Here is a 24,720-nt window from a genome sequence, read left to right as displayed (position 1 = left end):
CCCTTTCGTTTTGGCGCTGGTGCGATGTGACGCTTACTTGCGCGTGCGCTTCACCTTGCGCGAAATCGCCCGTTCCTTCGCCTTGAAGGCCACCGATTTCCGCCCCGGACGGAAGGGCTTGCGCCCACCCTTGCCCGCGCCCGGCATCGCCTCGCCATCCAACTCCAGCAATTCCAGCTCAAGGCCCCCGGTCACCGGCACGGCTTCCGCCAGCCGCACCAGAACCCGCTGTCCGATGCCAAGGGTGATCCCGCTGTCTGCCCCGATCAGCTGTTGCGCATCGCGGTCGTAGTGGAAGAACTCGCGACCGACCGAGCGGATCGGCACCAGACCATCCGCGCCCGTCTCGTCGAGCTTCACGAAGGCACCGAATTTCTGCACGCCGGAAATCCGCCCGGTAAACTCGCTGCCCACCCGTTCACTGAGGTAAGCCGCCAGATACCGGTCGGTCGTGTCCCGCTCCGCCGCCATCGAGCGGCGTTCGGTCTCGGAGATATGCTGCGCGGTGTCTTCCAGCTGGGCGATGTCGTCGCGGCTGAGCCCATCGCTCCCCCAGCCATGCCCGGCAATCAGCGCCCGGTGCACGATCAGGTCGGAATAGCGCCGGATGGGCGAGGTGAAATGCGCGTAAGACCGCAAGGCCAGCCCGAAATGCCCCAGATTATGCGGCGCATAATAGGCCTGCGTCATCGACCGCAGGGTGGAGATGTTGATCAGCTCGTCGAACTCGCTGCCCTCGGCCTCGCTCAAAAGCCGGTTCAGATGCGCGGTCTTCAGCACCTGCCCCTTGGCCAGCGAAAACCCCGAGGCCTGCGCCACTTCCCGCAACGCATCGATCTTTTCGGGGCTCGGCTCCTCGTGCACGCGGTAAAGCAGCGGACGGCGCAGCCGTTCCAGCTCCTCGGCCGCGGCGACATTGGCCAGCACCATGAATTCCTCGATCAGCCGATGCGCGTCGAGCCGTTCCTTGAACTTGACCGAGGCGACCTTGCCCGTCTCGTCGATCTCGATCCGACGCTCGGGCAGATCAAGGTCCAGCGGCTGACGCGCCGCCCGCGCCCGGGTCATCGCCCGGTAGCAGCCATAGATCGGAGCGATGATCTCTTCCACCAGCGGCGCGGTCTTTTCATCCGGGCGGCCCTCCTGCGCGGCCTGCACCTGCCCGTATTCAAGCGAGGCGACCGAGCGGATGATGCCGCGGGTAAAGCGATGCGAGATCTTGCGCCCCTCGGAGGAGACCTTCATCCGCACCGCCAGCACCGCGCGCGGCACATGTTCGTGCAGGGAACACAGATCGCCCGACAGCCGGTCGGGCAGCATCGGCACGACGCGGTCTGGGAAATAGGTGGAGTTGCCGCGATTGCGCGCCTCGCGATCGAGCGCCGAGCCGGGGCGGACGTAATGCGCCACGTCGGCGATCGCCACCCAGAGCAGGAACCCGCCCTCGTTCGCGGGATCGTCATCGGGTTGCACGAAACAGGCGTCGTCGCGGTCGCGGGCATCGGCCGGGTCGATGGTGACGAAGGGCAGGCCGGTCAGGTCTTCGCGATCGCCCAAGGCGGCAGGCAGTTCCGCATCGGCCTCGGCGATCACGTCATCGGGGAAGTCGTCGGGAATGCCGTGCTGGTGAATGGCGATCAGCGACACCGCCCGCGGCGCGGTCGGATCGCCCAGACGCTCGATCACCCGCGCCCGCGGCAGGCCCATCCGGCCCTTCGGCCCCGATTGCTCGGCCTCGACCAGCTCGCCATCGCGGGCGTCATTGGTGGCGCCGGGCGGCACGGTCCATTCGTTCATCTCGCCCTTGTCGATCGGCGTGATCCGCCCGCCCTCGGCGCCCTTGCGGAAGATGCCGACGATGCGATGCCGCGCCTGCCCGATCTTGCGAATGAGCCGCGCCTCGGGGCCTTCGGAACCCTGCGCAATCCGCGCCAGCACGCGCTCGCCCGGGCCGACGGCGGGATCGTCCTTGCGGGTCAGGAAGGCGATCCGCGGCGCCTCGCCCGGACCGGCCCATTCCACCGGCCGCGCCCAAAGATCGCCCATGCCGTCGGCGGGCAGGATTTCGAGCACCGTCACCGGCGGCAGGCTGGCGCTGTCGTGATAGCTGCGCTTCTTGCGGCTGATCTGACCGTCCGTGGTCAGCTCTTTCAGCAGGCGCTTCAATTCGATCTTTGCCGCGCCCTTCAGGCCGAAGGCCTTGGCGATATCGCGTTTCGCCCCCTGATCGGGGTTGTCGGCGATCCAGTCGAGGATCTGCTGCTTCGTCGGGATGGGGGAATGGGTCATGGCCTTGCCTAGCACGACAAGGCCGCGCAAGAAAGTGGGGGCTGCACAGGGGGACTGCACGGGGCGGGCTTGCACTTCCACGCATCAGCGGTCAGGGCTTGGGCAAAGCGGAAAGGCAACGCATGCGGATCGTGGGGGTCATTCTGGCGGGGGGCCAAGGGCGGCGGATGGGGCGCGAAAAGGCGCTGCTGCCGCTCGCGGGCGAACCCCTGATCGCGCGGGTGCTGGCGCGGCTGGCGCCACAGGTCGACGCGGTCGCGATCTCGGCCAATGGCGATCCGGCGCGGTTCGGCCTTGGCCTGCCGGTCCTGCCCGATCGCGCCGGGGAATCGGGTCTGGGTCCGATGGCGGGCATTCGCGCCGGGCTGGACTGGGCGGCAGAGATGGGCGCCGAGGCTCTGGTCAGCACCGCCACCGACACGCCGTTCCTGCCCACCGATCTGGTGGCCCGGCTGGTCGCCACGGGCGGGCCTGCCCATGCGCAAAGCTTCGGACGCGACCATTACACCGCCGCACTTTGGCGCGTCGCCGACCGCCCCCGGATCGATACGCTTTTCGCGGCCGACGAGCGGCGGATGCGCGCCTATCTGGCGGGGGCGGTGGCGGTGCCCTTTGACACCACGCCCGATCCTTTCGCCAATCTCAACACGCCCGAAGACCTCGCGCGGGCCGAAGACTGGTTGCGCTCGAAAGCGCCTTAGGCGCGGAAGCTGCCCGACTTGCCGCCATCCTTGGCCAGCAATCTTATCCCCTCGATCCGCATCGCCTTTTCCGCGACTTTCAGCATGTCATAGACCGTCAGCGCCGCGGCCGAGACCGCGGTCAGCGCCTCCATCTCGACCCCGGTCGGGCCGGTGGTGGCCACGGTCGCCTCGATCCGCACGGAGCTCGTTTCCGGTTCGGGCACCAGCTCCAGCGCCACCCGCGACAGCGCCAGCGGATGACAGAGCGGAATGAGATCCGCCGTGCGCTTCGCCGCCATGATCCCGGCAACGCGGGCCACGCCCAACACATCGCCCTTGCCCGCCGTGCCTGCGATCACCAGCGCGAGCGTCTCGGGACGCATCACCACCCGCCCCTCGGCCACCGCCGTGCGCTTCGTCTCGGTCTTGTCCGAAACATCGACCATATGCGCCTGTCCGGCCGCATCGAAATGCGTCAGCATCCCGCCCCCCTCGCCCGGCAGACCGGGCAATCGTCGCGCCGATGCATGCGCATCAGCCGTTCCTCGTTCCAAAGCGTGTCGATCATCCACAGCCGCCCGAGCAGGTTCTGCCCGGCCCCGGTGAAAAACTTGATCGCCTCCAGCGCCATGCGTGCTCCCACCACGCCCGGCAGCGCGCCGACGACACCCTTCGATTGTGCGGGCGGCGGAGGATCGGTCTCGGGGAAGGTGCAGGCATAGCAGGGGCCACCCAGCGCGGGCGCGTAAAGGCCGATCTGGCCTTCCCATTGCGCAATCGCGCCGGACAGCAACGGCACCGCCGCCGCGACACAGGCGCGGTTGATCAGATGCCGCGCCGCAAGATTGTCGGTGCAGTCGATCACCAGATCGAAACCACCGACCAGCGCCGCCGTCTCGGGCGAGATGCGGATCGCATGGGTCTCAAGCAGCACCTCGGGATTCAGGTCCGACAGCCGGTCGCGCGCCGAGGCGGTCTTGCTTTGGCCCAGCCGCGCCGTGCCATGCAGCACTTGCCGTTGCAGGTTCGAGAGCGACACCACATCGTCATCGGCCAGCCCCAGCCGCCCGATCCCCGCCGCCGCAAGATAAAGCAGCACCGGCGAGCCAAGCCCCCCCGCGCCGATCACCAGAACCGAGGCCGCGTTCAGCGTCGCCTGCCCGACCGGCCCGATCTCGGGCAGGATCAGATGCCGGGCATAACGACCCTCGGGGTCGAACATCGGACCATGCATCTCAGCCCCCCGTCATAGGCGGAAAGAAGGCCACTTCGCGCACGCCCGCGAGCGACGCGGTGAAATCGGCCAGATCCTGATCCAGCGCCACCCGCAGCACCGCAGGGTCGGCAAAGGCGGCCTCGTAGCGGGGGTCTTTCGCCCGCAGCTCCGCCACCAGATCGGCCACGGTCGCCGCCCCCGTTTCCAGCCGCTCGCGCGGTTGCCCGATCCGCTCGCGGACCCAGGCGAAATAGACGATGTCGAGCATGTCAGCCTCCGGTGTGGTTCATGCCGCGTGCCATTTGCCCGGCGACGGCGCAGGGGCCATAGCCGAAGGCATGGCCCGCGGGTTTCCTTGCAATCGCGGCGCGGATCTCGCGGGCAAGCGCCTCGCCCTCGACGCCCGCACGCAGGACGGGGCGCAGGTCGGTCGAGCCCTCCTGACCCAGACAGGTGTAAAGCTCGCCCTTGCAGGTCAGGCGCACGCGGTTGCAGCTGTTGCAGAAATTGTGGCTGAGCGGCGAGATGAAGCCGATGCGCTGCCCGGTCTCGGCCACCGTCACATAGCGCGCGGGGCCGCCGGTATTCAGCCCCGTGTCGATCAACCGGAACCGGGTTTCGAGATGCGCGCGGACATCATCGAGCGGCCAGAACTGATCAAGCCGCGTGCCTGCCGGAATATCCCCCATCGGCATCAACTCGATGAAGGTCAGATCGCAGCCCTGCGCCGCCGCCCAATCGGTCAGCGCGAAAATCTCGTCGTCATTGACGCCTTTCAGCGCCATCGCGTTCAGCTTCACCCGTAGTCCCGAAGCCTGCGCGGCGGCGATGCCGTCGAACACCTGCGCGATGCGCCCAAACCGGGTCAGGCGGGTGTATTTCTCGGCCTGCAAGGTATCGAGCGAGACATTGACCCGCTTCACCCCGCACGCGGCCAGCGCCTGCGCGTGGCGGGCAAGCTGCGTGCCGTTCGTCGTCAGCGTCAGTTCATCGAGCCGTCCGGCGCGCAGATGCGCCCCCATCGCGGCGAAGAAGCTGAGGATGTTGCGGCGCACCAGCGGCTCGCCGCCGGTCACGCGCAGCTTGCGCACCCCAAGCGTGACGAAGGCCGAGCAGAGCCGGTCGAGTTCCTCAAGGCTCAGCACCTGATTGCGCGGCAGGAAGGTCACGTCTTCCTTCATGCAGTAGGAGCAGCGCAGATCGCAGCGGTCGGTGACCGAGACCCGCAGGTAACGCACATCGCGGCCGAAGCCGTCACAAAGGGGATCAGGCAGCATGGGCAACTCCCTGGCCGTCGGCCAACCATTGATGCAGGGTGCTGGCGTCGGGCATCAGCAGCAGCGCCGCGCCCTCGGTGAAGCGGATCCAGTCGGGCAGGTTGCGCGGATGCAGCGCGGTCAGCACCGGCGTCTCGCGCTCCATCGCGGCGGCGATCACGTCGCGAAAGCCGCGCCCCTCGGCCTCGGCTTTGCCGAAACGGTTCAGGATCAGCAGATCAAGCCCGGCCTCGATCTCGGACAAGAGGCCCTGCGCCACCTGCGCCAGCGCCCCGAAGTCGAGCCGGCACCCGGTCGAGCCGGAGCCGAGCGGCAGGGCCACCGGGAAGCTTTGCCCGGAGGCGAGCGACATCAGCACCATCTCGGCACAGGGGCAGTCGGTGACAAGGCCCGGGCGATGCTGCACGACGCCGCCGATGTGCCGCCCCTGGGCCGCAAGAGCGCGGGCGAAATCGCGCAAGAGCGCGTCGGGGGGCGTCGTTTCGTAAAGGATGGTCGCAAGCGGAAAGCGCATCTCAAACCCCCCTGTGCACGAAAGGCATCCAGCGCAGCCGCGCGCCGAAACCCACCCGGCTCGTCTCGGCGGGAACGAAGGCCAGACCCTCGGCCTCGGCCAGCGGAAAAAGCGTCGCCGAGACGCCCGCCCCCAGCCGTTGCAGCACCGGCATGCCGTCGATCTCGCCATGTGCGAGGCGCACCGGAAAGACCTCGCCGCGGCCGGGCTTGCGGGACCAGTCGAAGCCCGCACGCGCCTCCAATGGGAAAAGGAGGGGCGGTATCTGTCCCGTGAGTGTCGCAAGCTGGGCCGCGGCGAAGAGGTGAAAGCCGGTGAAGGCGGAAAACGGATTGCCGGGCAGGCCGGTGATGGCGGCGGGGCCAAGCTCGCCGAAGAGGATCGGCTTGCCGGGCTTGATCGCGACGCGCCAGCCGTCGATGCGGCCCCCGGCGGCGATCAGCGCGGGGCGCAGGTGATCGCGCCCGCCCATCGACACCGCGCCCGAGGTCAGAATGAGGTCCTGCCCGCGCAGATCCGCAAGCCGCGCGGTGACCGCGGGCAGGTCATCGGGCAGAAGCCCCAGATCGGTGACCTCGGCCCCCGCCGCAGCGGCCAGCGCCAGAAGCATCGGCCGGTTGCTGTCGGGCAGGCTGTCGGGGCTTTGCGCATCGAGCTCGTCGCCGGTCGAAAACACGCCGACGCGCGGACGGCGCAGCACGCGCAGGCGGGTGATGCCATTGGCGGCCAGAAGCCCGACATGCTGCGGCGCGATCCGCGCATGGGCGCGCAGAAGCACGCCGCCCGCGGGCTGTTCGGAGCCCGGCGCGCGGATGTTCTCGCCCGGTTCGGGACGCCGCGACAGGCGCAGGGTGGCGCCCTCTTCGGTGCAGTCCTCGACGGGCAGCACGGCATCGGCGCCCGCAGGCACCAGCGCGCCGGTGAAGATGCGCAGGCAGGCGCCCGCGGGCAGATCCGGGGCCTCGGCGCCCGCGGCGATCGTGCCCGCGATCGGCAGGCCCTGCCCATCACGCAGATCGGAAAGACGCAGCGCGAAGCCGTCCATCGCCGCGCGGGCGCGGCGCGGCAGCGCCAGCGTCGAATGGAGCGTTTCGGCACAGAACCGGCCCAGCGCGGCAGCAAGCGGCAGATCCTCGGTCTCGGTGATCGGATCGACGAGCGAGGTGGCCAGGGCGCGGGCGGCGGCGATGTCGAGCATCGGGGAAGAGTGATCCTGCGCGGTCATCGCAAAAATCCTTGGGAGAGGGCACCGCGCCCGAAGACGCGGTGAAGGGGGGAGGGCCGGGGCGGCCCTCCGAAGGATCGGGTCGCTTATTCGGCGGCCTTCGGCGCCACGAAGCCGGTCAGGGTGACGGCGGGACCGGTGTATTTCTCGACATCGGCCAGCACGGTCTGACCGCAGTTGCCCTGACCCAGTTTCGAGGTCGGGATATCGGCCGTCAGCACGTTCGCATCACCGTATTTGTCGAGCGTCTTCGCTTCGGTCACGTCGGACGGATCATACCAGCCGCCTTCATAGATCTGCACGACGCCCTTCATCACGGCATCGGTGACCTTGACCCCGGTCAGCGTCTGACCGCGATCGTTGAACACCCGCACCACATCGCCATCGGCAATGCCGCGCGCCGCCGCATCTTCGGGATGCATCAGGCAGGGCTCGTGCCCCTGAACCGCGTACCCCTCGCGCAGGACCGTGCCGCACAGCTGCGAGTGCAGCCGGTTGAACGGGTGCGAGGCGGCGACATGGAGCGGATACTTCGCCCCCGGCCCGTCCAGACGTTCCAGCGGTTCCATCCAGGTCGGATGCGCCGGGCAGTCGTCGTAGCCCATCTTCTCGATGTTCTTCGAGTAGATTTCGATCAGGCCGGTCGGCGTGCCGAGCGGGTTGAGCAGCGGGTCTTCGCGGAAGCTCGCATAGCGCACGAAGGTGTCGCCGTCGGTGACCGGGAATTCGAGGATCCCTTCTTCCCAGAAGGCGTCGAACTCGGGCATCTCGACCCCGCTCGCCTTGCCCTGCTTCGCGGCATCTTCGTAGAAGGACTTGATCCAGCCCATCTCGTCCTTGCCTTCGGTGAACTCCTTGCCCTTGCCAAGCCGTTCGGCGACCGCGGCGAAGATGTCGTAATCGCTGCGGGCTTCGTAGACGGGTTCGACGATCTTCTTCATCGCCAGGATGCCGAGGTTCGAATAGTCGCCGATGGTCTCGATATCGTTGCGTTCGTAGCTCGTCGTCGCGGGCAGCACGATGTCGGCATGCCGGGCGGTGGGGGTCCACTGGAAGTCATGCACGATGAAGGTTTCCAGTTTTTCCCAGGCCTTGACCATGCGGTTGCGGTCCTGATGGTGGACGAACGGGTTGCCGCCGACCCAATAGGCCATCTTCACGTCCGGATAGTTCGACCGGGTGCCGTTGAAGTCGAATTCGGCGCCGGGGTTTTCCAGCATCTCGACCACGCGCGCCACCGGGATCACCGAAGCGCCCTTGGCCGCCAGCCATTCCGGGCCTGCCCCCGCCGCGCCGCCATCGGTGATGCCCGAGAGCGCCGGGCCGCTCGTGCTCGGCGTGCCGCCGCCCGAGTAGTGATAGGAAAGCCCGAAGCCGCCACCCGGCAGACCGATCTGGCCGAGCATCGCAGCAAGCGTCACCAGCATCCAATGCGCCTGTTCGCCGTGATGCATCCGCTGCATCGACCAGCCGCCTGCAAGCATCGTCCGCTTCGACTTGAAGAGCCGTGCGAGGTCCTTGATCGTCTCGGCCGGAACGCCGCTGATCTCCGATGCCCAGTCGGCCGACTTCGGCGTGCTGTCGGTTTCGCCCATCAGATAGGGCAGGAACTTGTCGAAGCCCGAGGTGTAATTGGCGATGAAGTCCTTGTCATACAGGTCTTCGCTCACCAGCGTATGCGCCATGCCCAGCATCAGCGCGACATCGGTCTGCGGTTTCGGCGTGACGTGATCGGCGCCGAAGAACTCGACCGTCTTGGTGCGCACCGGATCGATGACGACGACCTTGGTGCCCTTGGCCTTGAGCGCCTCGAGCCCGGTATAGGCGCCGTGGTCGGGCACCATCCAGCCGATCTGGTTCGTCTTCACCGGGTCAGCGGCCCAGAACACCATCACTTCGGTGTTGTCCGCCACCACCGGCCAGGCGGTCTGCTGTTCGTAGACTTCGAGCGTGCCGACCACATGCGGCATGATCACCTGCGCCGCGCCAGTCGAATAGTCGCCCGCGCCGTTCACATAGCCACCCGCCAGCGTCAGCATGCGGCGCAGCAGCGTGGTGCAATTGTGCAGCCGGCCCGGGCTCTTCCAGCCGTAGGAGCCGCCGAACATGCCTTGCGGGCCATAGGTTTCCTCGACGCGTTTCACCTCGGCCGCGACCAGATCCAGCGCCTGATCCCAGGTCACACGGACGAAGTCGCCATTGCCGCGGGTCGAGCGATCCGCCTTGACGCCTTTTTCGAGGAATTCGCGCCGCACCATCGGATATTTGATCCGGGTCGGCGAATAGATCGAGTCCAGCACGCCTTCCAGCATCGGCGACGGATGCGGGTCTTTTTCCCACGGCGTGAAGGCGGTGGCGCGGCCATTTTCGACCGTCGCGGTGAAGATGCCCCAATGGCTGCCCGACATCACCTTGCCGTTGGCCAGCGCCTCGGCGCGTGCGCCCTGGGCGAGGAAAGAAGGTCCGAACATGCCCAGCGCTCCTGCGGCAACAGAGTAGCTGAGGAAGGCGCGGCGAGAGAGTTCTGCCCGCAGTTCGTTTCCGGAAATCTTCGTCATCAGACTGTCCTTTCTTCCGGTTGGGGGATGAGAGTGGCGTGATCGAGAGCCGCCAGCAGCAGCGCCGCGGCTCCGGCCCAGAAGCCGGTGCGATCTTCGGCCCTGACGGCGGCGCAAAAGCCGGGCAGCCAGAGCCGCAGCCGGGCCTGCAGCGCCTCGGCGCGCGGATCGGCATGAGCTTCGAGATGGGCAAGCAGCATCAGCTCGACCGAGAGATGGTCGGGCGCCTCGCAGCAGCCTTGCGCCAGCGACAGATCGCAGGCGGACAGCAGCGCGGACATTTCGGTGACCGGGGCCTGAAAGAGCCGCCCGCCATGCGTCCAGGCGGATTCGTTCGGCGCCAGCGTGTGCTTGCCGCCAAGGCCAAGGAACAACCCGTTGAAGGCGATGGTCAGCCGGGTCTGCAGCCGTGCCGCATCAAGGGGCGAGGCCAGCGCCGCGCGGATCTCGGTCAGCGCTTCGGCAAAGGCGGGCTCGGCCGCCAGCGCCGCGAGCCATTTCGCCCCGGCCCCCTCGCGCAGGGCGCTCAGCCGCTCGGCCGAGGGCGGGGTCAGAAAGACCTCGGCCAGCCAGTGCCAGAGCAGCGCACGATCGGCCACGACGGCGGGATTGAGCGAGATCGCGGTCATTCCGCGGCCTCCCCGCCCATGTCTTTCGCGTGCATCTGCACGTATTTCTGCACCAGCCGGAACTGTTCCTCGTTCAAGGGGGCCTTGGTCTTCATCGCATTGAGCGTGCCGATCCACTGGTTGGCGAGGAAATGCCCGGTGTGCGGCAGGACGTGGCAGGTGCCGCAAGCCGCGCTGAACATCGCCCCGGCATAGGACCAGACCTTGTCGAGACTGTCGGTCAGATCGGCGTTCTTCACCCAGACCGTCAGCGTACCCTCGGTCCAGACCTGTTCGGTGTCGGGATCGGTGAGGCTCTTGCCCGCCGCAACCGCAGAAACCGCCGTCGGCGCCAGGGCCACGTTGAAGATGCGCTGCCCCTGTGCGGCATAGAGCATCCGCTCGGCGCCCTCTTGCTGCCAGCCCTCCAGCTTGACCTGCAGCGCCGCGCCCGAGACCGCCTGCACGACCATCGGCGTCGCCGCGATCACCTTGCCCGCGGCCTTCACGCCATCCTTCGGTTCTTCCAGATAAAGCTCGATCGTCTTCAGCGGATAGACCGTGTCGCCCGCTTTCGGCGCCAGCTCGGCCGCCTGCGCCTCCAGATCCTCGAACAGCTTCTTGTAGCCAGAGGACATGTCGGGAAGCTTGTGCGCGATGCCCTTGTGGCAATCGATGCAGGTGCCGCCGTCCTTCATCGCCTGCTGCATCTGCTTGGCCGCATCGGGCTTGGTCTGATGCGCGAAATCCATCGCCTCGAAACTGTGGCACGACCGGCACCCGACCGAGTCGTTCGCCTTCATGTCGGCCCAGACCGTCTCCGCCATCTCGAGCCGGTGCGCCTCGAATTTTTCGGGCGTGTCGACCTTGCCGGTGATTTCGCCCCACAGATCCTTGGCCGCCAGCACCTTGGCCCGATAGAGCCGCCAGCCCGACTTCGGCACGTGGCAATCGGCACATTCGGCGCGTACGCCCATCGGGTTCGAATAGTGGACGGTGGTTTTGTACTCCTCGAAATTGCCCTGCATCGTGTGGCACGACAGGCAGAATTTCGTCGTGGTGGTCTGTTCGACGGCATAGTGGAAGCCATTCCAGCCCAGCGCACCGACGACGGCCCCTCCCAGCACCAGCGTGCCAAGCCCCCAGCGCGTGCTGGGCCTGCGCATCACGCCCCAGATTTTCCTGATCACTTTCGCCTCCGGTCTTGCCGATCCGGGGGCCGTTCCATCACCGACGCCGCGCGTCCGGTCTTGTCACGGTCCGACCCCGCTCGAGGATCGGACTAGACCCGCGATATGAACCGCGTTGCGTCCGGTTGTGAACGCGATGAAAAATGTTGTGAACAGGATGTTAAAACCCGGAAAAATCAGCGGAAATCACGCAAAAATCGTTGCCGGACCGGGGTTTTGGCGCGATGACGGAAGAAAGGGGCCGGTGATGAAGACTTCCTATCATATCCTTGTCGTCGAAGATGATCCGGTGGGCCGGCAGACCTTGGCCGCCTATCTGGTGAAGGACAATCACCGCGTCAGCGAGGCCGGCGACGGCGAGCAGATGCGGGCGATCTTTGCCAAGGGCGATGTCGACGTCATCCTGCTCGACATCAACCTGCCGGGCGAGGACGGGCTGTCGCTGCTGCGCGAATTGCGGCGGCAATCCGAGGTGGGGGTGATCATGGTCACCTCGCGGCGCGAGGATGTGGACCGGATCGTGGCGCTGGAACTGGGCGCCGATGATTACGTGACCAAGCCCTACAACATGCGCGAAATCCTGCCGCGGACCCGCAATCTGGCGCGTCGGGTGACGGCGGCGCGGGTGGTGAAGGCGGATGAGTCGACGAAAAGCTTCGAGGGCTGGACGCTCGATATCGCGCATTGGACCCTGACCGATCCTTCGGGCGAAGCGGTGAAGATGACCCGGGCCGAGTTCGAATTGCTGGCGACCTTCGTCACCCATCCGGGGCAGGTTCTGAGCCGCGATCAGCTGATGACGCATGTCAGCCGGCGCGGGCACGAAAGCTTCGATCGCACCATCGACGTGCTGGTGCGCCGGGTGCGGCGCAAGATCGAGCCCGATCCGGCGAAGCCTCGGCTGATCGTCACCGTGCACGGGCTGGGTTACGTGTTTTCGGCGTAAGCTCTGTCTGCCATGACCGAGGCCATCGCCGAGGTCACGCGACACATCGGCCCCGTGACCGCCGAGTGCTTCAGGCACTCGGCCTGCGCCCGCCCCGCCCATGGCGGGCGCATTCGCGCCGCCGGGGCGGAGCGCAGGCCTCTGTCACGCTTGGGGATGCGGTCCTGCGACAGGCGTTGCCCGGACGGGCGGGGAAAGGCGATGCCTTTCCTGATCCGCCCGAGACAGACGGGCTTACCCCGCGATGTCGGCCCAGATCGCCTCGACCAGACCCACGGCCGCGCGGCACGACAGGATCAGATCGTCCACCGGACCCGCAACCTCGGCGCTTCGCCGCCCCGAAGCAGAGGCCAGCATCTCGGCACGCTCGGCTTCCTCGGCCAGCGCCAGCAATCCCACATGCCGCGCCGAGCTTTTCAGCCGATGCGCGATCATCGCCACCTCGTTCCAGCGGTCCGCCTCGGCCGCGGTTTCCAGCGCCGCCGCGGTATGGCCAAGGCTCGCCTTGAAGGTCGCGACGATCCGGCCGGTCGGCTCGACGCCCAAAGCCTCGGCATGGCCGCGCAGGACGGACAGATCGACAAGCCCCTGCCCCGCTCCCTCGGGCCGCGCCGCTCCCGACCCGACCGGCCGCGGCGAGGCAAAGCCGGTGACCCGCCGCAACAGCTCCTCGAGCCGCGCGAACGGGAAGGGCTTGGCCAGAAACCCGCCGATCCCCGCGGCCTTCAGCGCGACCGCATCGACCCCGGGACCATGCGCCGAAAGCGCCGCGATCGGCAGCCCGGCAATCGCCGGATCGGCATGGGCGCGGATCGCGTGGCCCAGCTCGAAGCCGCTCAGATCGGGCAGGTTGAGATCGGTCAGCACCAGATCGAAGCCCTGTCCGGCCAGCGCCTGCAGCGCCGCCTCGCCGGTCTCGGCCAGCCGCACCTGATGCCCGGCCTGCCGCAACAGCGTCTCGGTCACCAGCCGGTTCACCGCATCGTCCTCGACGATCAGCAGCCGCAGCGCCTTGGCTGGCAGCTTCGCCTCGGCCCGCGCCCGGGCACAGTCCGCGCCCTGCCGCGGCGCCAGATCGAGCGGCACGACAAGCCGGAAACAGCTGCCCTCGCCCAGATGGCTTTCGACGGTCAGCTCGGCCCCCATCAGCTCGGCCAGCCGGCGCGAGATCGCCAGACCCAGCCCGGTGCCGCCGTGCTTGCGCTCGATCGAGCTGTCGGATTGCGTGAAGGGGCAGAAGATCTCCTCGAGCCGTTCCGCGGCGATGCCCGGCCCGGTGTCGCGCACCGAAAACCGCGCCAAAATTCGGCCCGGCTCGCGCGTCAGCAGATCGAGCCCGATCACCACCGCGCCCGCCTCGGTGAACTTCACCGCATTGCCCGCCAGATTGAGCAGGATCTGCCGCAGCTTCGCCGGATCGCCGGTGACACAGGGCCGCTCTTTCGGGCTGTCGAGATGCAGCATCAGCCCGGGCTTGCGCGCGACGAGCGGCTCGATCACCCGGCCGACATCGCTGAGCAACTCCGCCAACGGGAAATCGACGCGCTCCAGCATCAGCCCGCCCGCCTCGATGCGCGAATAATCGAGGATCTCGGAGACGATCGAGGTCAGCACCCGCGCCGAGCGGTCGATCGCCTCGACATAGCCCGCCGCGCGCGGGCTCAGATCGTCTTGCCGCAGCAGCTCGACGATGCCGCCGATGGAGTGAATGGGGGTGCGGATCTCGTGGCTCATCGTCGCCAGAAAATCGGTCTTCGCCTTTGCCAGCGCCACCGCCTCCTCGCGGGCATGGCGCTCGTCGGTGACATCGGTGAAGCTGATCACCGTGCCCAGAAACTTCCGCGAGACATCGAGCATTTCCTGCGTCGAGACCGACACCCAGCGCCGCCCGTCGACGGTCTGGATCTCGTGCTCGGGCAACAGCGGGCCGACCGCCCGCGGATCAAGGCCGAACAGCTCGCGGAAACTGCGCCGCGCCGCTGAGCCGTAATAGACCGAGCCGGGCACCGCCTCCTTCGACAGAAGCAGCGCCGCGGCGTGGTTCATGTTCTCGATCCCGCCCTCGGCATCGATCAGGAACACCGGGGTCTGGATGCTTTCGAAGATCGTCAGGTACTTGTTCTTTTCATTCACGACGCGCTGGTTTTCCGCCAGCAGCCGTTCCTGATCGGCATCGACGACACCGCGGCCCCATTGCGTGCAGATCCCGATCTCGGCGCGATCAAAGAAGCCGCGCAGCAGCCGCAGATACAGCGCCTCGGCCTCGGCGGGAAAGCCCGACGCCTGCACGAGCCGCAGATAGCTTTCGCGGTAGCCCTTGAAATTGCTCAGAAACATCGCCAACGGCACGCCGCGCAGCCCGTGCCGCCGCGCCACGTCGATGCCATAGACGGTCGAGGGATCGTCGCCGATGTCGCTGTCGTAATCGACCTCGATATCGCCACGGGTTTCCAGCATCAGCGCGATGGCGCCATTCAACCCCTGCACCGAGGCGCGCCAGGCTTCGGGCAGCGTCGAGACATGGGCATTGTAGCTGCGGGTGATCGAATAGGCGATGTGCATCTCGATCAGCCGGTTCTCGTTTGCCTGCAGAAACCGCGCCAGCACCGCCAGATCAACCGCGGAAGCGCATGCATCGCCGCCCGGAACCGGGTGCGAAAACTGCCCTTGATGTTCGGAAATCATTCGTAACGTCCAGATATTGGCGCCCCGACCGGCGCGCGTCTTGCCGGGAATCCGGCCCTCACCCCAAGACCCGGCCCGAAAGCCCGTCTCCTCGTCACGAAACTGCCCCCCGCTACCGCAGCCCGCATGCCAAGGCCTTGATCGGGATCAAGGGGGACCGCCCGCGCCGCGACATGAGCGGCAATCCGCGCGGTCCTGCGAGACACATCCTTGCCCGCGCACTGGACAAGCCCGGCCATCCGTGGTTCCTTGACCCTGCGACAGGGGCGTCCGGGCATCCGGGCTGAGAAGCACCCTTTGAACCTGAACCAGATCATGCTGGCGTAGGGAGTCCGCAACCGGTGCTGTGGCTCCCGCCCCATCCCGGCTTCGGTCTTCCGCGTCACGGAGGGACCGATGACCGAGACCGGACACTACCTTGCCAAAATGCGCGCGACGGCGCCGCTTGTGCACAACATCACCAATTTCGTCGCGATGAACGTGATGGCGAATGTGCAGCTGGCCGTGGGCGCCTCGCCCGCGATGGTGCATGCTTTGCCCGAGGTGGCGGAATTTGCCCTTCTGGCCGGGGCGCTGACGGTGAACATCGGTACGGCCGATACCGACTGGGCCGAGGGCATGGTGCAAGCCGCCGCGGTGATGACCCGGATCAGCAGGCCCTGGGTGCTGGACCCGGTCGGCGTCGGTGCGACGCGGTTCCGGCAGGATCTGTGCGCCCGGCTGCTCGATCTGCGCCCAACGGTGATCCGCGCCAATGCCTCCGAGATCCTTGCGCTCTCCGGGCTGGGCGGGCAGGCGCATGGCGTCGATGCGGGCGATCCCGTCGAAGCGGCCGAGGCTGCCGCTCGGGTGCTGGCCGCCCAGACCGGCGGGGTGGTCGCGGTCTCGGGGCCGGTCGATTACGTCACCGATGGCCGTCAGGCCTTCCGCATCGGCAATGGCCATGCGCTGATGCCGAAGGTGACGGCGCTTGGCTGTTCGCTCAATGGCGTGATCGGCGCCTTTCTGGTCGGCCAGCCGCCGCTCGATGCCACGGTGGCGGCGCTCGCCTATTACGGTCTGGCGGGCGAGATCGCCGCGAAAGAGGCGCAGGGCCCGGGCAGTTTCGCCGTGGCCTTCCTTGATGCGCTGGCTGCTTTGACGCCCGAGGCGCTCAGCGCCGGGGCGAAGGTGCGTGCGGCATGATCGGGCCGGTCTATGTCATCACCGACCCGGGCGCGCCCCTCTCCGTGCCCGATCAGGCCCGGGCGGCGGCCCGCGGTGGCGCCCGCGCGGTGCAACTGCGCGACAAGACGGCCTCGGATGCCGATCTGCTGGCCCTTGCCCGGCAGCTTCTGCCCGAGATGCGGGCGCATGGGGTGAAGCTGTTCCTCAATGACCGGATCGAAGTCGCACTCGCCGCCGGGGTGGATGGGCTGCATGTCGGTCAGGGCGACGGCGATCCCGTCGCGATCCGCGCCCGGATCGGGGCGGGGATGCTGCTCGGCCTTTCGATCGAGACCGAGGCGCAGGCAAGCGCCCTGCCCCCCGGCATCGATTACATCGGCGCCGGGCCGGTGCGGGCGACGGCGACGAAACCCGATGCCGCGGCCCCGATCGGCTTTGACGGTCTCGCCCGCATCGCCCGTCTGGTCCCGGTGCCCACGATTGCCATCGGCGGGCTGACACAGGCCGACATTCCCGCGCTGAAAGCCGCGGGCGTCGCCGGGCTGGCCGTCGTCTCGGCGGTCACCCGCGCCCCCGACCCCGAGGCCGCCTGCCGCGCGCTGGTGCAGGACTGGAGGCACAGATGATCCCGAACATTCTTTCGATTGCAGGCTCCGACCCTTCGGGCGGGGCCGGGATTCAGGCGGATCTGAAGGCAATCTCCGCCAATGGCGGCTATGCGATGGCGGCGCTGACCGCGCTGACGGCGCAAAACACCCGCGGCGTGACGGCGGTCGATCCGATCCGCCCCGAGATGGTGACGGCGCAGATTGCGACGATCCGCGCCGATATCCGCATCGATGCGGTGAAGATCGGGATGCTCGGCGACAGCACGATCATCGCCGCCGTTGTCGCAGCACTCGAGGGGCTGTCCGCCCCCGTCGTTCTGGACCCGGTGATGGTGGCGAAGGGCGGCGACCGCTTGCTTGCCGCCGAGGCCGTGGCGGCGCTGCGCCAGATCCTGCTGCCCCGCGCCGCGGTGGTCACCCCGAACCTGCCCGAGGCGGCCGATCTTCTGGGCTGCGAGGTCGCGCAAAGCCGGGCCGAGATGGTCGCGCAGGCGCGCGGGCTGCGGGTCTTGGGCGCGCGGGCGGTCTATCTCAAGGGCGGGCATCTGCCGGGGCCGGTCAGCCCCGATCTGCTGCTCGATGCCGCGGGTGAGACCTGGTTCGAGGCGCCAAGGGTCGCGACGAAGAACACCCACGGCACCGGCTGCACGCTGTCCTCGGCGCTGGCGACGCAGCTTGCCCGCATCCCCGATCTGCGTCAGGCCGCCGCCGCCGCCCGCGCCTATACCCTGCGCGCCATCGCCGGGGCCGACCGGCTTTCGGTCGGGCAAGGTCATGGCCCGCTCGATCATTTCTTTTCGATGAGGTCGTAAATGAAACGCCTGTTGCTTGCCCTGCTGCTGCTTGCCCCCCGTGCCGAAGCCGCCGATCACCTCTCGGTCATGCTCGACTGGTTCGTGAACCCCGATCACGGCCCGATCATCGTCGCGGCCGAGCGCGGCTATTTCACCGCGGCGGGGCTTGATGTGACGCTCATCCCGCCCGCCGACCCGTCCGATCCGCCGAAGATGGCCGCCGCCGGGCAGGTCGATCTGGCCCTCAGCTACCAACCGCAGCTTTACCTGCAACAGGCTGCCGGGCTGGGCCTGAAACGCGTGGGCACGCTGATCGACGCGCCGCTATATTGCGTCATGGCCGATGCCGCGGGGCCGGTGCAGACGATGGCCGATCTGCGCGGCCGCAAGGTCGGTTACTCGCTCGCCGGGATCGAGGCGGCGCTGATGCAGCGGATGCTGCGCCACAATGGCGTCGATCCCGCCGAGGTCGAGACGATCAACGTCAATTTCGCGCTGACGCCCGCGGTGGCGACGGGGCAGGTCGATGCGGTCTCGGGCGCGTTTCGCAATTTCGAGCTGCATCAGATGGCGGCCGTCGGACATCAGGGCCGCTGCTTTCTGCCCGAGGAAAATGGCGTGCCCGCCTATGACGAGTTGATCTATCTCGCCCGTGCCGATCTGGCGGGCGACGATCGCATCGCCCGGTTTCTGACCGCCACCGGCCGCGCCGCCGCCGAGATCGCTGCCGATCCGCAGGCGGGCTGGGACAGCTTCCGCGCCCATGCGGCGGAGCTTGACGATCCGCTGAACGAACAGGCCTGGGCCGACACCTGGCCGCATTTCGCCCGCGATCCGGCCGCGCTTGATGCCGCGCGCTACCGCGATTTCGGCGCCTTCATGGTCGAGACCGGGCTGATCGCCACCGCCCCGGCGGTGGACGCGATCGCGGTGGGCAAATGACCGCGGCGATCTCGGGGCAGGTCTGGCTGGGCGAGCGCCCGCTGCTGCGCGCGCTGGACCTGCATCTGCAACCCGGCTGGACCTGCCTTCTGGGCGCTTCCGGCGCGGGGAAATCGACGCTGCTGCGGCTCATCGCCGGGCTGCCGGTGGCGGCGCGGCTTGACGGCACACGGCAAGCGCCCGAGCGGATCGGCTGGATGGCGCAGGGCGATCTGTTGCAACCGCGGCTCTCGGTTCTGGCCAATCTGCGCCTGATGGCCCGGCTGCGCGGCGAGACCCTGCCCCGCGCCCGGGCCGAAGAACTTCTGGCCGCCGTCGGGCTTGCGGGCCGCGGCACCGACCGGCCCGAGACGCTGTCGGGCGGCGAGCGGCAGCGGCTGGCGCTGGCCCGGGTCTTGGCCGATGACACCGCGCTGGTGGCGCTGGACGAGCCCTTTTCGGCGCTCGATGCCCCCACCCGCGCGGCGATGCAGGATCTGGCGGCGGCCTGTCTTGTGGGCAAGACCATGCTGATGGTGACCCACGAGCCCACCGAGGCGCTGCGGCTGGGCCACAGGGTTCTGCTGCTGGACGGCGCGGCCCTGCACGAGATCCCGCCCCTGCCGGGACCGCGTCCGGTGCCGCTCGACGATCCGCAGCTGGCGCAGGCGGCGGCGGGGCTTCTGGCGCGGATGCGGGCGGCATGAGCGCGCGTCTCTGGCCGGTTCTGGCGGTGCTGGCGCTGTGGCAGGCGGCGACGGCGGCGGCGCTGCTGCCACCCTTCGTGCTGCCCCCGCCCTTGCAGGTCTTCGAAACGCTCTGGCACGAGCGCGGCCTGATCGGGCAGCACGCCCTGACGACATTGGCCGAAACCGGCGCGGGGCTTCTGATCGGAACTGCCCTTGGCGTGACGCTGGCGCTGGCCACAAGCCTTGCGCCCAGACTGGAGCGGCTGATCGGCCCGCTGCTGGCAGGGGCACAGGCGCTGCCGGTCTTCGTGCTGGCGCCGGTGTTGACGCTGTGGTTGGGCTACGGGCTGGGGCCAAAGGTGGCGATGGTGGCGCTGCTTGTCGTCTTTCCCGTCGCCTCCGGCCTGCGCGACGGGCTTGCCACCACGCCCGAGCCCGTGCTCGATCTGGCCCGGATCGCCCGCGCCTCAAAGCTGCGGACGCTGATCTGGCTGCGCCTGCCGCATGCGCTGCCACAAGGCGCCGCGGGGCTGCGCATCGCCGTCACCTATGCGCCGACCGGCGCGGTGATCGGCGAATGGGTCGGTGCGTCGCAAGGCCTTGGCTATCTGATGCTGATGGCCAATGCCCGGATGCGCACCGATCTGATGTTTGCGGCGCTGCTGGTCATTCTGGCTCTGACGCTGGCGCTCAACCGGCTGACCGACCGGACGCTGGCGCGCGCGGGGCTGTGACGGCCCCGCCCGCGCTCAGGCCCCCCGTTGCGTGCGCTGGAACATCCGCATCGTCGTGCCGATGCCTTCCGAGAGCCGCATGATCGTTTCAAGCCGCAGCCGAATGTCGGAATGCGAGACATCAAGCTGGTCGATCGTCGCCGACAGATGGCTGTTGGTGCCGCGCATCCGCCCGGTCTCCACCCGGCCCAGCACCCGGATCGTATCGAGGCCGAGCATCTGACGGCGGATCTCGGCGCTGGCGCGGCCCAGCACCTCGGCATGGGCAATCGCCTGCTCCATCGCCGTGCCGGTATCGCGCTGCGCCTGAGCCTCGATCTCGGTCAGCATCTGCCGCTCATGCGCCCAGTCGATCCCCGGCACCGGCATCGCGTCGTCGAAATTCCGGCGCATCTCCGACAGGACCCGATAGGCCCCGATCAGGAACAGCGCCTTCGACGCCTGCCGCGAGACGCGGTCGCACAGGTTGTCCTGCCCGGCCACGAAGCTGCGCAGCCGCTCGGAAATGACCTGCGACGAGCTGCGATAGTTTTCCGAAATCGCCGAAACCGGCCCGCCCGAGGGCTCCAGCCGCGAGGCGATGATGCGCATGTTGTTGGGCACGGATTGCAGCGCCTCGAAGCTGCGCAGGAGATTGCGCTGCTCGCGCGAGACCTCTTCGAGCGAGGTGTTCAGCGCGATCAACTGCGTCGTGCGGACATCGGTCAACCGACCGAGCTTGGCATCGCGGGCGGCAAGCTCCTGCCCCATCGCCGAGGCCATGAAGCTGGTGTAGCTGGAAAATCCCTCGCTCGCGGCGAAGTCGCGCAGCGCTTTCGCCCCCTGGTCGGGATCAAGACGCTCGGTCCGCTCGCGTTGCGACAGCTCGGCATAGACCTCGCGGACGCGGGCAAAAAGCGGCGTCGAGGGTTTCATCCGCACCGACAGGAACCCGCCCGGCGCGGGCAGCAGCACGGCGAAAACCCAGTAGTATTCGCCATTGCGGGCCCGGTTCTTGACGTATCCGCCCATCGGATTGCCATTGCCAAGCGCGTTCCAGAGAATGCGGAACATGCCGCGCGGCGTGTCGGGGTGGCGCACGACCTTGTGGGGCGCCCCCAGCAGATCGTTCCAGCCGTAGCCGGACACGCGGCGGAACACCTCGTTGCCGGACAGGATCACCCCGCGCGTGTCGGTGCGGGAAAAGAAGAGTTCATGGAAACCGAAATCGGCTTCCCCCTCGCGGGCAAGGGTAGGCGATATCACTGCGTTCATCTGGCTCTCTGGGGTGGCGCGAGGGGGGCGCGATCCGATGTGGTGCGACAAGGCTAATCCCGAGAACCTTGTGCAAAAATTGATAAGCATCCGTGATCATTCGAGTTTTACGGATCTCCGATGCCCCAGAGGCAGGGATTCGACGAAAATTGCGGGAAAACGGCAGCAGCCTGCCAAAGTGTCGCAGGGCGCCCTTCGGACGCTCTGCAACGCCTGCGTGTGCTTGAAAAATCCGCATTCGCAGCGCGCGAGGCGGTGGTGGGCCTGCCTCGGCGATGCCCGGATCAGCGCGCCGAAACAGGCCCCCGGAATATCTGATTCGCGTCGCGGATCGCAGGCGGCGCCGGTGCCCCCGCGCCCGCGTCAGCCAGCTTCATCCTCGCGACGGCCGAAACCCGCGGGGAAGGTCAGCACATTGCCGCGCTGCGGCGGTTCGCATTCGTCATGCCAGGCCTCCTGCGCCTGCAGAAGCTTCATCTCGACCTCGTCGAGACCCTGCTGATGACAATAGCGGGCCAGCTCATCGATCACCTCGCCCAGCCAGCGCTCCTGCGGATCATCGCCCAGAAGCCGTTCCAGCGCCCCGAATTGCGCCACCAGCGCCAACCGCGCCTGCCGCAAACCGGTCGCGGTCGACTGCATGGAATGCCGCTCACAATGCTCGATCAGATCGTCGAGGATTGGAATGAGCCAAGCGTGCCCCTCAAACATGTATAATGCAAACCTCTCAAGCTCTCCTCCCTCAGCTTCCTCCGGTTTTTCACTTTCGGCAACCCTGAAGCTTGGCACGCGAGGCCGCGGCCGGGCCGCGTGACGACGAAGCGGGCAGTGCGCCCATCCCGAAGGCAACGTCGAAAAAGTCGGACGGGAGGGTGCCCCCTCCCGCCCCGTCACGCCCGGGCCGGACGGAACCGCGGCCCCTCGAAGATCCGCTTCGGGGCGCCGCGGATCAGCTGGGCATGCAGCGCATGGGCCGCGTCGCGCCGCGCCGCCTCGGCTTCGGCGCGCTCGGCCGCCACCATCGCCGACAGCCGCGCCAGCGCAATCCGCCGGTTGAGATGCTGCGAGCGGTCGTCGCGCACCACCACCGACCAGAGCCGCCCCGCCGGATCGGTCCAGCGCGCCCGCACCGCGCTCGCGGTCTTGTTCTGATGCTGCCCGCCCGGACCACCGGCCCGGATCGCCTCCATCGTCACCTGCGCCGGATCGATCTGCGCGGCCTCCCCGGGCGCGGGCAGCCCAAAGAGCTGCACGAACCAGGTCTTGCGCGGATGGCGCGGGCGCAGCGGGCTGGGGCAGCGCCAGAGCACGACCCCCTCCCACTCCCGCGCCAGCCGCTCGGCGCCCGGCCCCGTCAGCACCACCACGGCCGAGGCCGGGCCATGCTCGGCCGGGCGTTCGGCCACATCGACCGCCAGTCCTGCCGCCTCGACCGCCTCCGCCAACCGCGCCAGCAGATGCGCCACCGCGATCCGGCATTCGCCCGGGCCGTTGCCGCTCGACACCAGCATCACCGCCTGATCCGCGCTCATGCCAACCCCCCGGTTTTCCAGGTGATCAGCGGCTCGAGCACCGCAAGACGCCGCGCCAGACCGAAGTGGTCCAGATCGGCCACCACCATCGCCGGAGACTTGTAGGCCGCCCCCGCCTCTTCGATCAGCAGGTCGCGATCGGCACAGACCACCCGGCCGCCGAACCGGGTCCGGCTCAGCGCCGCAAGGTCGGAGCGCGTCTTCGCAATCCGGCCGTGCATGGCCGAGCGGTCATAGCGCCGCCCGGCCCCGTGCGAGACCGAGGCCAGCGCCTCGGGCACCGCATCCGGGGTGGCCAGCAGATAGCTTTCCGCCTCGCGCGAGCCGGCCAGCGGCACGAGCCCGCCCGCCACACTGGCCGCCCCTTTCCGATGCAGCCAGAGATCGCCCTGCCGGATCAGATGGTTGTGCACGGCATCACAGACGAGATCGAGATCCGCGCCGAGTGCTTCGGCCGCGGTCTCGGCGATCAGACGGCGGTTGAGCCGCGCCCAGGCCTCGGCCAGATCGTGCAGCGCAAGATAGTCCCGCGCCGCCGCGCTGCCCGGGGCAAAGCCCTGCCGCCAATCCTGCCCGATGCCCTCCAGCACCCGCGCGCCAAGGCTGCGCGAGCCGGAATGGACAAGCAGACAGAGCGTGCCCACCGCCAGCGGGCTGCCCGGTTCGGCTTGCGCCACGACCTGCAACTCGCAGAAGTGGTTGCCGCCACCGATCGTGCCCAGCCCGGCGGCGCCGATCCGGCCCGCAAGCCCGGCCGCGGCCAGCGCCTGCACCGCGCGCTCGGGCGCGGCCCCGGCATCAAGCACGGCAAGACGGCGCACCGCCTTGTCGAGCTTCAGCCGATGCCGCGGCAGGTCGAGACGAAACAGCGCCATGCCGCAGCCGATGTCGGGGCCGACGAGCTGCGGCCAGATCCGATCCGCCAGAAATGCCGCACCGACCGGCCCGAACCGGCCCGGATGCAGATCGGGAAAACCGGCCACGGCCTGCATGCCGGGGAAGCGGGAAACGTCAGTCAGTTGATCCTCCGCGCGACCCTCGATCCAGGTCTCGCGGCGGTAGAAGGTGCAGAGCCGGGCGATGCCGCTCTGCGACGGGGAAGTGCCCATCGTCGTGATCTTTCCGTAACGAAAAGGCAGCCAGGGCTGCCGAAACGGACCGGTGGGGCGCGCCAGAGGCGATCAGACCCGTGCCGGTTCCAGAGGAAGGGAAGCGATGCTGACTGTGACCATGCCGTGCCCTCCTGTGCTGGCGTTGCGGATGCGTGCTTCTAGCCGATTCTCGGCCCTGCGCCCAGATCTGCGGCAAGCGCGCAACAGAGGTGATGCAGGCGGGTCACAGGAGCCTCGAAACGACGCGGCGGCGCCCGTTTCGGCGCCGTTCGGACCTCGCCCTTGCCCGGGGGCGCGCGTTGGGCGGGTTTGCCGTCGGATGCAGGGCAAAGCCGGACGGGGCAAAGCCTCTCGCCGGGAAGTTGTTGATATTCTATGAACTTCCCGTGATCAGATAATTAATTTACAGTATGCGCGCCAAACCTGATAATATCTTTACAGCTTTGTCCTTTTATTTAAAGGGTTTACAGGTCATCATACAGTCTGTTTACAATACCTTTGAGGAGTGATGCCGGGGCTTGCCCTGGCGCAGGCGGCGTTTGCCGCGTCACAGGGAGGATGGAATGGGGATGCAAAGCCAGGCTGTTGCGCTGCCGGAACTTCGGGAAGTTCCCGCTGGTTTTGAGGATGCGCATGCGAACGGTGCGAAATACCTCGAGATGTATCGGGAATCGATCGAGAACCCGGATGCGTTCTGGGGCCGGGAAGGCAAGCGGCT

The 24,720-nt window shown here is 67.9% G+C and carries 24 protein-coding genes and 1 riboswitch; of the genes, 8 read left to right on the top strand and 16 right to left on the bottom strand.

Annotated elements, in window-relative coordinates; translation table 11 throughout:
- Positions 1 to 33: 33 nt before the first annotated feature.
- Positions 34 to 2,289, bottom strand: a complete 2,256-nt coding sequence (rnr, locus tag C8J30_RS05550) for a ribonuclease R (protein ID WP_110804749.1) — start codon at positions 2,287 to 2,289, stop codon at positions 34 to 36.
- Positions 2,290 to 2,411: 122 nt separating this feature from the next.
- Between rnr and mobA the strand changes: the two genes are divergently transcribed.
- Complete coding sequence (gene mobA, locus C8J30_RS05545; protein WP_110804748.1) at positions 2,412 to 2,990, top strand: molybdenum cofactor guanylyltransferase MobA; 579 nt, start codon at positions 2,412 to 2,414, stop codon at positions 2,988 to 2,990.
- Here the strand turns inward: mobA and moaC are convergent.
- From moaC to torC, 9 genes are all read right to left on the bottom strand, one after another.
- A complete protein-coding gene (moaC, locus tag C8J30_RS05540; RefSeq protein ID WP_110805012.1) occupies positions 2,987 to 3,454 on the bottom strand; it encodes a cyclic pyranopterin monophosphate synthase MoaC in 468 nt (155 codons plus the stop codon). The two genes, mobA and moaC, sit on opposite strands and share 4 nt — an antisense overlap.
- A complete protein-coding gene (locus C8J30_RS05535; RefSeq protein ID WP_110804747.1) occupies positions 3,448 to 4,206 on the bottom strand; it encodes a HesA/MoeB/ThiF family protein in 759 nt (252 codons plus the stop codon). Before C8J30_RS05535 ends, moaC begins: the two co-directional genes overlap by 7 nt.
- Position 4,207: 1 nt before the next feature.
- Positions 4,208 to 4,456 carry a molybdopterin converting factor subunit 1 gene (gene moaD / locus C8J30_RS05530; RefSeq protein ID WP_110804746.1) on the bottom strand — a complete coding sequence of 83 codons (249 nt, stop codon included), beginning with the start codon at positions 4,454 to 4,456 and terminating at the stop codon, positions 4,208 to 4,210.
- A gap of 1 nt (position 4,457) precedes the next feature.
- Complete coding sequence (gene moaA / locus C8J30_RS05525; RefSeq protein ID WP_110804745.1) at positions 4,458 to 5,465, bottom strand: GTP 3',8-cyclase MoaA; 1,008 nt, start codon at positions 5,463 to 5,465, stop codon at positions 4,458 to 4,460.
- Entirely contained in the window at positions 5,455 to 5,979 is a 525-nt protein-coding gene (locus tag C8J30_RS05520; protein WP_110804744.1) for a DUF2478 domain-containing protein, read from the bottom strand. The genes moaA and C8J30_RS05520 overlap by 11 nt, the downstream gene beginning before the upstream one ends.
- Before the next feature lies 1 nt (position 5,980).
- Positions 5,981 to 7,204 carry a molybdopterin molybdotransferase MoeA gene (locus C8J30_RS05515; protein ID WP_110804743.1) on the bottom strand — a complete coding sequence of 408 codons (1,224 nt, stop codon included), beginning with the start codon at positions 7,202 to 7,204 and terminating at the stop codon, positions 5,981 to 5,983.
- Between the two features lie 86 nt (positions 7,205 to 7,290).
- Entirely contained in the window at positions 7,291 to 9,762 is a 2,472-nt protein-coding gene (torA, locus tag C8J30_RS05510) for a trimethylamine-N-oxide reductase TorA (protein WP_110804742.1), read from the bottom strand.
- Positions 9,762 to 10,391 (bottom strand): TorD/DmsD family molecular chaperone, encoded by a 630-nt coding sequence (locus C8J30_RS05505; protein WP_110804741.1) that lies wholly within the window; start codon positions 10,389 to 10,391, stop codon positions 9,762 to 9,764. The genes torA and C8J30_RS05505 overlap by 1 nt, the downstream gene beginning before the upstream one ends.
- Positions 10,388 to 11,560, bottom strand: coding sequence for a pentaheme c-type cytochrome TorC (torC, locus tag C8J30_RS05500; protein ID WP_110804740.1), 1,173 nt, complete (start codon positions 11,558 to 11,560; stop codon positions 10,388 to 10,390). Before torC ends, C8J30_RS05505 begins: the two co-directional genes overlap by 4 nt.
- Positions 11,561 to 11,807: 247 nt before the next feature.
- Here torC and dorR point away from each other — a divergent pair, with 247 nt between their 5' ends.
- Complete coding sequence (gene dorR, locus C8J30_RS05495; protein ID WP_110804739.1) at positions 11,808 to 12,506, top strand: two-component system response regulator DorR; 699 nt, start codon at positions 11,808 to 11,810, stop codon at positions 12,504 to 12,506.
- Here the strand turns inward: dorR and C8J30_RS19225 are convergent.
- Complete coding sequence (locus C8J30_RS19225) at positions 12,488 to 12,619, bottom strand: hypothetical protein (RefSeq protein ID WP_281269369.1); 132 nt, start codon at positions 12,617 to 12,619, stop codon at positions 12,488 to 12,490. The genes dorR and C8J30_RS19225 overlap by 19 nt on opposite strands.
- 121 nt (positions 12,620 to 12,740) lie before the next feature.
- A complete protein-coding gene (locus tag C8J30_RS05490; RefSeq protein ID WP_110804738.1) occupies positions 12,741 to 15,191 on the bottom strand; it encodes a hybrid sensor histidine kinase/response regulator in 2,451 nt (816 codons plus the stop codon).
- Between the two features lie 252 nt (positions 15,192 to 15,443).
- A riboswitch (TPP riboswitch) is annotated at positions 15,444 to 15,539 on the top strand.
- Between the two features lie 48 nt (positions 15,540 to 15,587).
- Here C8J30_RS05490 and thiM point away from each other — a divergent pair.
- Genes thiM through C8J30_RS05460 form a run of 6 tightly spaced genes read left to right on the top strand, consistent with a single transcriptional unit; the run spans position 15,588 to position 20,104 of the window.
- Positions 15,588 to 16,376 (top strand): hydroxyethylthiazole kinase, encoded by a 789-nt coding sequence (thiM, locus tag C8J30_RS05485; protein WP_110804737.1) that lies wholly within the window; start codon positions 15,588 to 15,590, stop codon positions 16,374 to 16,376.
- The gene (thiE, locus tag C8J30_RS05480) at positions 16,373 to 16,984 is read left to right on the top strand and encodes a thiamine phosphate synthase (protein WP_110804736.1); all 612 of its coding nucleotides are present in this window, start codon (positions 16,373 to 16,375) and stop codon (positions 16,982 to 16,984) included. The genes thiM and thiE overlap by 4 nt, the downstream gene beginning before the upstream one ends.
- Complete coding sequence (gene thiD / locus C8J30_RS05475) at positions 16,981 to 17,778, top strand: bifunctional hydroxymethylpyrimidine kinase/phosphomethylpyrimidine kinase (RefSeq protein ID WP_110804735.1); 798 nt, start codon at positions 16,981 to 16,983, stop codon at positions 17,776 to 17,778. Before thiE ends, thiD begins: the two co-directional genes overlap by 4 nt.
- Complete coding sequence (locus C8J30_RS05470) at positions 17,779 to 18,702, top strand: ABC transporter substrate-binding protein (RefSeq protein ID WP_110804734.1); 924 nt, start codon at positions 17,779 to 17,781, stop codon at positions 18,700 to 18,702. It begins immediately after the preceding gene.
- On the top strand, positions 18,699 to 19,388 hold the full coding sequence (locus C8J30_RS05465) for an ATP-binding cassette domain-containing protein (protein WP_110804733.1): 690 nt from the start codon (positions 18,699 to 18,701) through the stop codon (positions 19,386 to 19,388). Before C8J30_RS05470 ends, C8J30_RS05465 begins: the two co-directional genes overlap by 4 nt.
- Positions 19,385 to 20,104 carry an ABC transporter permease gene (locus C8J30_RS05460; protein ID WP_110804732.1) on the top strand — a complete coding sequence of 240 codons (720 nt, stop codon included), beginning with the start codon at positions 19,385 to 19,387 and terminating at the stop codon, positions 20,102 to 20,104. Before C8J30_RS05465 ends, C8J30_RS05460 begins: the two co-directional genes overlap by 4 nt.
- A gap of 15 nt (positions 20,105 to 20,119) precedes the next feature.
- On the opposite strand, the gene C8J30_RS05455 is transcribed toward C8J30_RS05460, so the two are convergent.
- From C8J30_RS05455 to C8J30_RS05440, 4 genes are all read right to left on the bottom strand, one after another.
- Positions 20,120 to 21,358, bottom strand: coding sequence for a PAS domain-containing protein (locus tag C8J30_RS05455; protein WP_110804731.1), 1,239 nt, complete (start codon positions 21,356 to 21,358; stop codon positions 20,120 to 20,122).
- 363 nt (positions 21,359 to 21,721) lie between these two features.
- Complete coding sequence (locus tag C8J30_RS05450) at positions 21,722 to 22,069, bottom strand: hypothetical protein (protein ID WP_110804730.1); 348 nt, start codon at positions 22,067 to 22,069, stop codon at positions 21,722 to 21,724.
- Positions 22,070 to 22,248: 179 nt separating this feature from the next.
- Positions 22,249 to 22,890 (bottom strand): peptide chain release factor-like protein, encoded by a 642-nt coding sequence (locus C8J30_RS05445; RefSeq protein ID WP_110804729.1) that lies wholly within the window; start codon positions 22,888 to 22,890, stop codon positions 22,249 to 22,251.
- Positions 22,887 to 23,999: an RNA ligase RtcB family protein gene (locus C8J30_RS05440; protein WP_110804728.1), complete on the bottom strand. Its 1,113-nt coding sequence runs from the start codon at positions 23,997 to 23,999 to the stop codon at positions 22,887 to 22,889. Before C8J30_RS05440 ends, C8J30_RS05445 begins: the two co-directional genes overlap by 4 nt.
- Positions 24,000 to 24,720 lie beyond the last annotated feature (721 nt).

Origin of the sequence: Rhodobacter viridis, from assembly GCF_003217355.1 — a bacterium.
Taxonomy (GTDB): Bacteria; Pseudomonadota; Alphaproteobacteria; order Rhodobacterales; family Rhodobacteraceae; genus Rhodobacter; species Rhodobacter viridis.
Note: the sequence above shows the minus strand (reverse complement) of the source record. Positions and strands in the feature narration are given on the sequence as shown.